The sequence below is a fragment of the uncultured Sphingomonas sp. genome (assembly GCF_964235535.1).
Lineage (GTDB): Bacteria > Pseudomonadota > Alphaproteobacteria > Sphingomonadales > Sphingomonadaceae > Sphingomonas.
This window is the reverse complement of record NZ_CAXSBH010000084.1, coordinates 1-5,894: the sequence shown is the minus strand read 5'-3', so window position 1 is coordinate 5,894 and position 5,894 is coordinate 1. Positions and strand designations below refer to the sequence as shown.

Here is a 5,894-nt window from a genome sequence, read left to right as displayed (position 1 = left end):
CCATCCGTACGCGCGTGCGCTCGAGGTAGGTCTGCTTCTCGCCCGCCTTGGCCGTAGCGTCGATCGCATCGGCGGCCCGGTAGGCGAACAGGTGCGCGGTGTCGGCCAGCGTCGCGGCTTGCGCAATCGCCAGCTGGAAGCTCGGCGACTCGGTCTGCGTCTTGTAGAAGGTGTAGGCGATGGCACGCTTGGGCGCCTTGTCGATCACGAACTCGAACGCCTTGGCGCAGAGGCCCAGCTGCGGGCCCATGAGCGCCAACGCGGCCACCGGGATGAACGCGGATTGGTACAGCGTCTCCTCCTTGTACGGCGTGGGGGGCTCGCCGCGAACCAAGGGGGGAACCGACATGATGCGGTGATCGGGGATGAACACTTCGTCCGCGACGATCGTGTTGCTGCCCGAACCCTTCATGCCCACCACGAACCAGGTGTCCTCGATCGTGACCTCCGCCATCGGGATTACGGCGAAGCCCTGGTCGACCTCGTTGCCGGCCTCGTCGACGATCGGCAGGCCGACAAACGCCCAGTCGGCATGGAGAGACCCGCTCGCCCATGCCCACTTACCCGTCACGACGAAGCCGCCATCGACCCGACGGCTCTTGGCGGACGGTGCGAACACGCCGGCGATACGCGCCTCCGGGTTCTCGCCCCAGACATCCTGCTGAAGCCGGTCGGGCGCGAGCCCCACGAACCATGAACAGATATTCATCAGCGTCGTGACCCAGGAGGTCGCGCCGCAGCCCCGGGCCAGCTCGCGCGATACCTCCATCTGCGTCCTGATGTCGGTCTCGAGCCCGCCGAAGCGGCGCGGCACCAGCAGCTTGAACAGGCCTGCCGCACGTACGGCCTCGATGTTCTCCTCGACGACGCGGCGGTCCGTTTCCGTCTCGGCCGCGTTGGTCTCGAGCAGCGGCACGAGCCGAGCGGCCCGGGCGACGAGCGCCTTCCGGAGCTCGACGCCGCGAAGGTGCGAGATCTCGCTCACATCGACGGAGCCGGATTGGGTCACGGGCCGAAGCAGGGCGGGCCCGGCTGTGTAGTCGCTCACCGATCGCGGGTTGTCGCGACGATCGGAGGGGCGCTCGATCGTCTGTGCTGATGCCTGTGCCATCGTAGATCTCTCCATTAGCTCGCCGCTCTTGCGGTGCGCTGAGCCGACTCGTCCTATCGCCGCGCGTCGCCGGCTTGCACGCGGGATCGATACATATTGTCGATACGGTATGTGGCGTGGCCGCCTTGTTCCAGATAACAGATGCACCGAGGTGATACCTGAAACGCGAACTGCACAGGGGCGTCCGTCCGGTCGCACGTCGTTGGACCGGTTCGTCGGATCGACCTGGCCGGGGGTTCGTCGATCAGTCGCCGCCCTCCAGCTCAGCCGGCCCTTACTTGCCGAGACGGGCAGTCAGTCTCACGCCGTACGTCCGCGGTGGCGCGATGTTCGCCGCGACGAGGCCGCCGATGAAGGCGGTCTGAAGCGCACCCGTGTAATATACCGACTTGGTGAGGTTGCGCCCGAACAGGGCGAGCGACAGATCGCCCTCCGGGTTCGTGTAGGTGAGGGTCGCATCGGCGGTGGCATAGGCGCCATCCCGCTCCGCGGGAATGAAGTCGATGCTCAACCACCGCGCACTCGAATACTTGACCAGGCCGTCGAACACGATCGAGCCGCCGTTCGCGACGGGGAATTCACGCGAATAGGCCAAGGTGCCGGACCATTCGGGGACACGGGCGACCTGGAAGCCCCGGCAGTCGCCGACGATGACCGGCAGCGGACCGGTGTTCGTGTTGCTGCCCATCGACGAATAGGGGAGCGTCGCACCGGGTGCGAACGGGCCGCTCAGGGCGCATCCGGAGCTGCCGGGCTGAAGGAAGGGGACCGGGGTCTGGAAGAAGAACCGGTCGTATTCCGAGTGAATGTACTCGCCCGACAGGCTGATCGTGTCCCGGGCGGTCGGTTTCGCCACGACATCCAACGTGCCGCCGTACAGCGTCGCGTCGCCCGAGTTGAACGTGATGAAATTGACGTTGTTCAACGGGTCGAAGTTGATCCTTTGATCCTGGATGTCGCTATATTTCCAGCGAAATGCACCGAAGTTCACCTGCAGGCGGTTGTCGAGGAACCGGTTGCGCGAGCCGAACTCGAGCGACTTCAGGCGTTCGGGCTGGAACACGTTGGCGGGAGCGATTGTCTGGGAGAAACCGCCGGCCTTGAATCCCGTGCTGTAGGTGAGGAACAGCAGGTTGCGGGGCGACAGGTCGTACTCCGCGCCGACCCGGTAGGTGAAGCCGTCGAAGCTTTTGCGTCCGCCAAAGGCCTCCAGAAGTGCGGGAGGGTCGATGGCCAAGTTGGTGATCGAGCCGCTCAGCGCCCGTTTCTCGTAGGTGTACCGACCCCCGGCTATCAGCCTGAGCCGATCGACCACCTCCACCGTTGCTTGGCCAAACGCGGCATAGGCCTTCGTTTCCGGTGAATATTCGATCAGATAATTCTGAAGTATGTTGCTGGCGAAGACGTTGCTGATGGAATCGGGCGAGCGCTCGTCGAAGTAGTAGGCCCCGAGCACCCAGGTGAGCCCGGGAGTGCTGTTGCCCAGCCGAGCCTCGACCGAAAACTGTTCGGTCGTCTCGTCGGCGCTCAGGCGCGTGGCGAAATGGGTTACGTATTCGGTGTCGACGTGCCGGTAGGCCGGCAGCAGCGTGAAGGTGGCGAAATCCCCGAGGTCCCAGTCCAACTGGGCGCTCACGTTGAACAGGTGGGTATCCTGTCGATTGTCGTCGCGCTGATCGTCGATCAGTGGTCCCAGCGGTCCGAACGCGCGCATGTAGGCGTTCGCGGCCGGTTCGGATTGCGCCTCGTAGGGGCTCGCTCCCGGACGGCGCGGCAGGTAGACGAAGTCGCCACCCTTGCCGCCGAAATGCGAGTAGTCGGCGTTGAGCAGCAGCCTCACGTCGGTCGACGGCTCCCAGAACAGCCGCACGCGGCCCGATTGCTGGACATCATCGTCGGTCCCGTTCGAGATGAACCCGTCCCGATTGACGATGTTGAATGCCCCACGGACAGCGACGGTGTCGCTTACGGGCAAGTTCACGCTTCCGGTCGCACGGACCAGACCGTAGTTTCCGACTTCAAGGCCGAGATCGCTGGTCCGCTCGCCGAGGCTGGGGACGTTGGTGATCAGGTTAATCGATCCGCCGTTCGCGTTACGCCCATACAGCGTGCCCTGGGGTCCCTTGAGCACTTCCACCCGGGCCACGTCATAGAAATTGCCGTTCACGCCGTTCGGACGCCCGACATAAACCCCGTCGACGTTGAACGCGACGCCCGGGCTCGAAAGCGGGTTGAAAGCCGCCCCGCCGACTCCGCGGATGAATATCTGGGTGTTTGCGCCGCCGCGGCCGATCTCCACACCGGTGGTGACGCGCTGAAGGCCCGTGACTTCGGTGAGGCCCGCCCGGGCAAGCTCCTCGGACCCGACCACCTGGATCGTCAACGGCGCCTTTTGCGCGCTCTGCTCGCGTCGTTCCGCCGTCACGACGATGTCGGCGATCCCGGTCTGGACCGAAGGGTCGGATCGACTCGGGTTCGTCGCGTCGGATTCCGCCGAGGTCTGCGCAAAGGCCTGCGACGAAGCGACGCACCAGGAAAGAGCGAGAAAGCCTGCTGACAAACGGTAACGCTCTTTCATCTTCTCTCCCCCGCCACAGCCCGATCGATCGGATCTGGCCGGACGATGAACCCGCCCGCGCGCTCTGAGGAGAATACAACTTAAATTGCCCGATACCCCTTTTGACCGCCACGTGGGTAGCGCGCCCTAACGTTCGGACCACCGTGTACTGAAACCCGAACACTCGTTTTCCAGCACGGACTGTTTGCCGCATGGCTGTTCTCGACGGGTTAGTTCCGCATCTTGCGCATCTGATGAAGTGAGTCCGGCGCCCCAGCGGCGAGGTGGACCTGGCAGCTGATATCATGGAACGGCAGAAACTCCAGGTCGACAAGATGGCATGTTCCGCCGTGCGTCATTATTTCGCGCTTATCCGGCTGGGAATAAGCTTGGGGAGCGGGGCGCTCCGGAAACCAAGACCGCGATATCAGAGCTCCACCGTCCCGGCCTGCCGCCGTTCATATTGGGCGGCCGCCGTCCGCATGCGGTCGCAGAGGTACTCCGCCATCGGCGTCAGCGGCATACCCTTGCGCTGGACGATGCACATCGGTGCCGCCACCATCGGTTCGATCAGGTCGAGTGCCTGGTACAGGTCGCGCATCGGCGCGAAGTCGAGCCATTGTTGGGGAAGGACCGTCAGCAGGTCCGAATTCCCGACGATCAGGATCGTGATCAGCGCCGACCGCGCGTGCAACACGATCTTGGGCGAGGGGAGCCCGAGCCGATCGAACATCGTGTCGAAATCGCCTTCGGTGCTACGCGTCGACAATGTCGGCCGTACCCACCGGGCCTCCGTCAATTCCTTCAGGCTTCGAGCGCCGGCGAGTATATGACCCTTTCGCGCGACCACCCGTCGATTGTTGTCGAACAGGCGCTCGACGGCGAACTTGGACGAAATCCCGGTCTGGTCGAGCGGACCGATCCAAAAGTCTATCTTACCATCGGAGAGATCAGCCTCGACCGGTTGGAACAGCGTCTCGGAAATCTTGAGGATCGCGTCGGGGTAGCGTCTTTGGAATGCGACCACCGCCGACGGCATCAACGCCATGCATGAAGCGGTCGAGAGGGCGACGGTGACCTCGCCCGTCATCTTGCCCTTCAGCTGGCCGATCTCCTCCTTCGCCCGTCGCAACTCGGACTGAAACGATTCGACCCGGCGCACGAACGCTTGCCCCATGTCCGTCAATTGAACGCCCTTGGCGTGGCGTTCGAAGAGCGAGACGCCCAGTTCGCGTTCGAGTTCGCGTATGCTTCTCGTGATCACGGGTTGCGCGATCCCGAGATGACGGCCGGCACCTCGCAGGCTTCCGAATTCAACAACGGCGAGAAGATCGCGAAACTGACTAAGCTTCATACAAATCCTAAAAAGTTCACGAGACCCCCGATCGCAGAAAGGTATCGGTACTTCGAACCCGCCTCGGAAACAATCGCGTTGGATCGGGGTCGATCACGGATGTTCGTTCCAAAGTTCGGCTGGCGGGGTGCCTTCTTGCGGCGTCCAGCTCCCGTGCAATGAACTCGGCCGGGACATCGGCAACCCGCCCGAGCTCTGTCGACGAGTGTTGCCGGCCGCCGAGATGCGGACCGCCCGGCTTCGAGTCGGTCAATTAGCTCGCACGACTTCGCGGGAAGCTGCCGGTCCGCCCGAAACTGCACGAGCGGTATCACTGATGCATTCTTGGTATCTGGGAGGGTAGCTGATGAACCATAGAAGCAGGGATGGGGGCGTGGCCGAGCCAGCGCGGTCGGCGTTGCAGCGGAAGGTCGAAGCCCCGAGTGGTGAGGAGAGCGACATGTCGAGCGGCAACAAAGCGAGCGCACAGGCAATCGCCCCAACCGCGGCCGACCGGATGTTCGGTCGCATGCGCATCAGCGTGAGGGAACTCGAGGTCATGGGGCGCTTCCACACCGAGCCGTATCAGGAACGGCGGGCGACGGTGGCCAGACGCATGACGCCGTACATTGCGCCGGCTTTTCAAGGCTGATCGGCGATGTGGATCCGTTCCGCCTTCTGGGTCGGCCGCCCGCATGCCGAGGACGTGTTCCGGACGGCTATCCTGGACGAACTCGTCCCCGCATTGCGGGAACTGCCCGGCGTTCTGGACGCCCAGGCGCTATGGCCGCGCCGCCTTGAGGACGATCCGCCGGCGATCTATTGCCAGATCCTGGTCCATTTCGCCTCCGAAGTGGACGTCGACCGCATGCTGGCCTCCCCCGAACGCGCGG

At 63.9% G+C, this 5,894-nt stretch carries 5 protein-coding genes; 2 read left to right on the top strand and 3 right to left on the bottom strand.

The window, feature by feature from the left end; translation table 11 throughout:
- The 3 genes from ACFE7F_RS15295 to ACFE7F_RS15285 form a co-directional block, all read right to left on the bottom strand.
- On the bottom strand, nucleotides 1–1,048 hold a 1,048-nt coding region (locus ACFE7F_RS15295; RefSeq protein WP_375404710.1), incomplete at its 3' end, for an acyl-CoA dehydrogenase family protein.
- A 337-nt stretch (nucleotides 1,049–1,385) separates the two neighbouring features.
- Complete coding sequence (locus tag ACFE7F_RS15290) at nucleotides 1,386–3,689, bottom strand: TonB-dependent receptor (protein WP_375404709.1); 2,304 nt, start codon at nucleotides 3,687–3,689, stop codon at nucleotides 1,386–1,388.
- Nucleotides 3,690–4,095: 406 nt separating this feature from the next.
- Entirely contained in the window at nucleotides 4,096–5,022 is a 927-nt protein-coding gene (locus ACFE7F_RS15285; RefSeq protein ID WP_375404708.1) for a LysR substrate-binding domain-containing protein, read from the bottom strand.
- Nucleotides 5,023–5,395: 373 nt separating this feature from the next.
- Here ACFE7F_RS15285 and ACFE7F_RS15280 point away from each other — a divergent pair, with 373 nt between their 5' ends.
- Together ACFE7F_RS15280 and ACFE7F_RS15275 are read left to right on the top strand one after the other, a co-directional pair.
- The gene (locus ACFE7F_RS15280) at nucleotides 5,396–5,653 is read left to right on the top strand and encodes a hypothetical protein (RefSeq protein ID WP_375404707.1); all 258 of its coding nucleotides are present in this window, start codon (nucleotides 5,396–5,398) and stop codon (nucleotides 5,651–5,653) included.
- 6 nt (nucleotides 5,654–5,659) lie between these two features.
- Nucleotides 5,660–5,894, top strand: a 235-nt coding sequence (locus ACFE7F_RS15275) for a hypothetical protein (RefSeq protein ID WP_375404706.1), incomplete at its 3' end; no start/stop codon positions are given.

Bases quoted from the DNA above. Each gene is read 5' to 3' on its own strand.
- ACFE7F_RS15290 (WP_375404709.1), bottom strand. From the start codon at position 3,689: ATGAAAGAGCGTTACCGTTTGTCAGCAGGCTTTCTCGCTCTTTCCTGG.
- ACFE7F_RS15285 (WP_375404708.1), bottom strand. From the start codon at position 5,022: ATGAAGCTTAGTCAGTTTCGCGATCTTCTCGCCGTTGTTGAATTCGGA.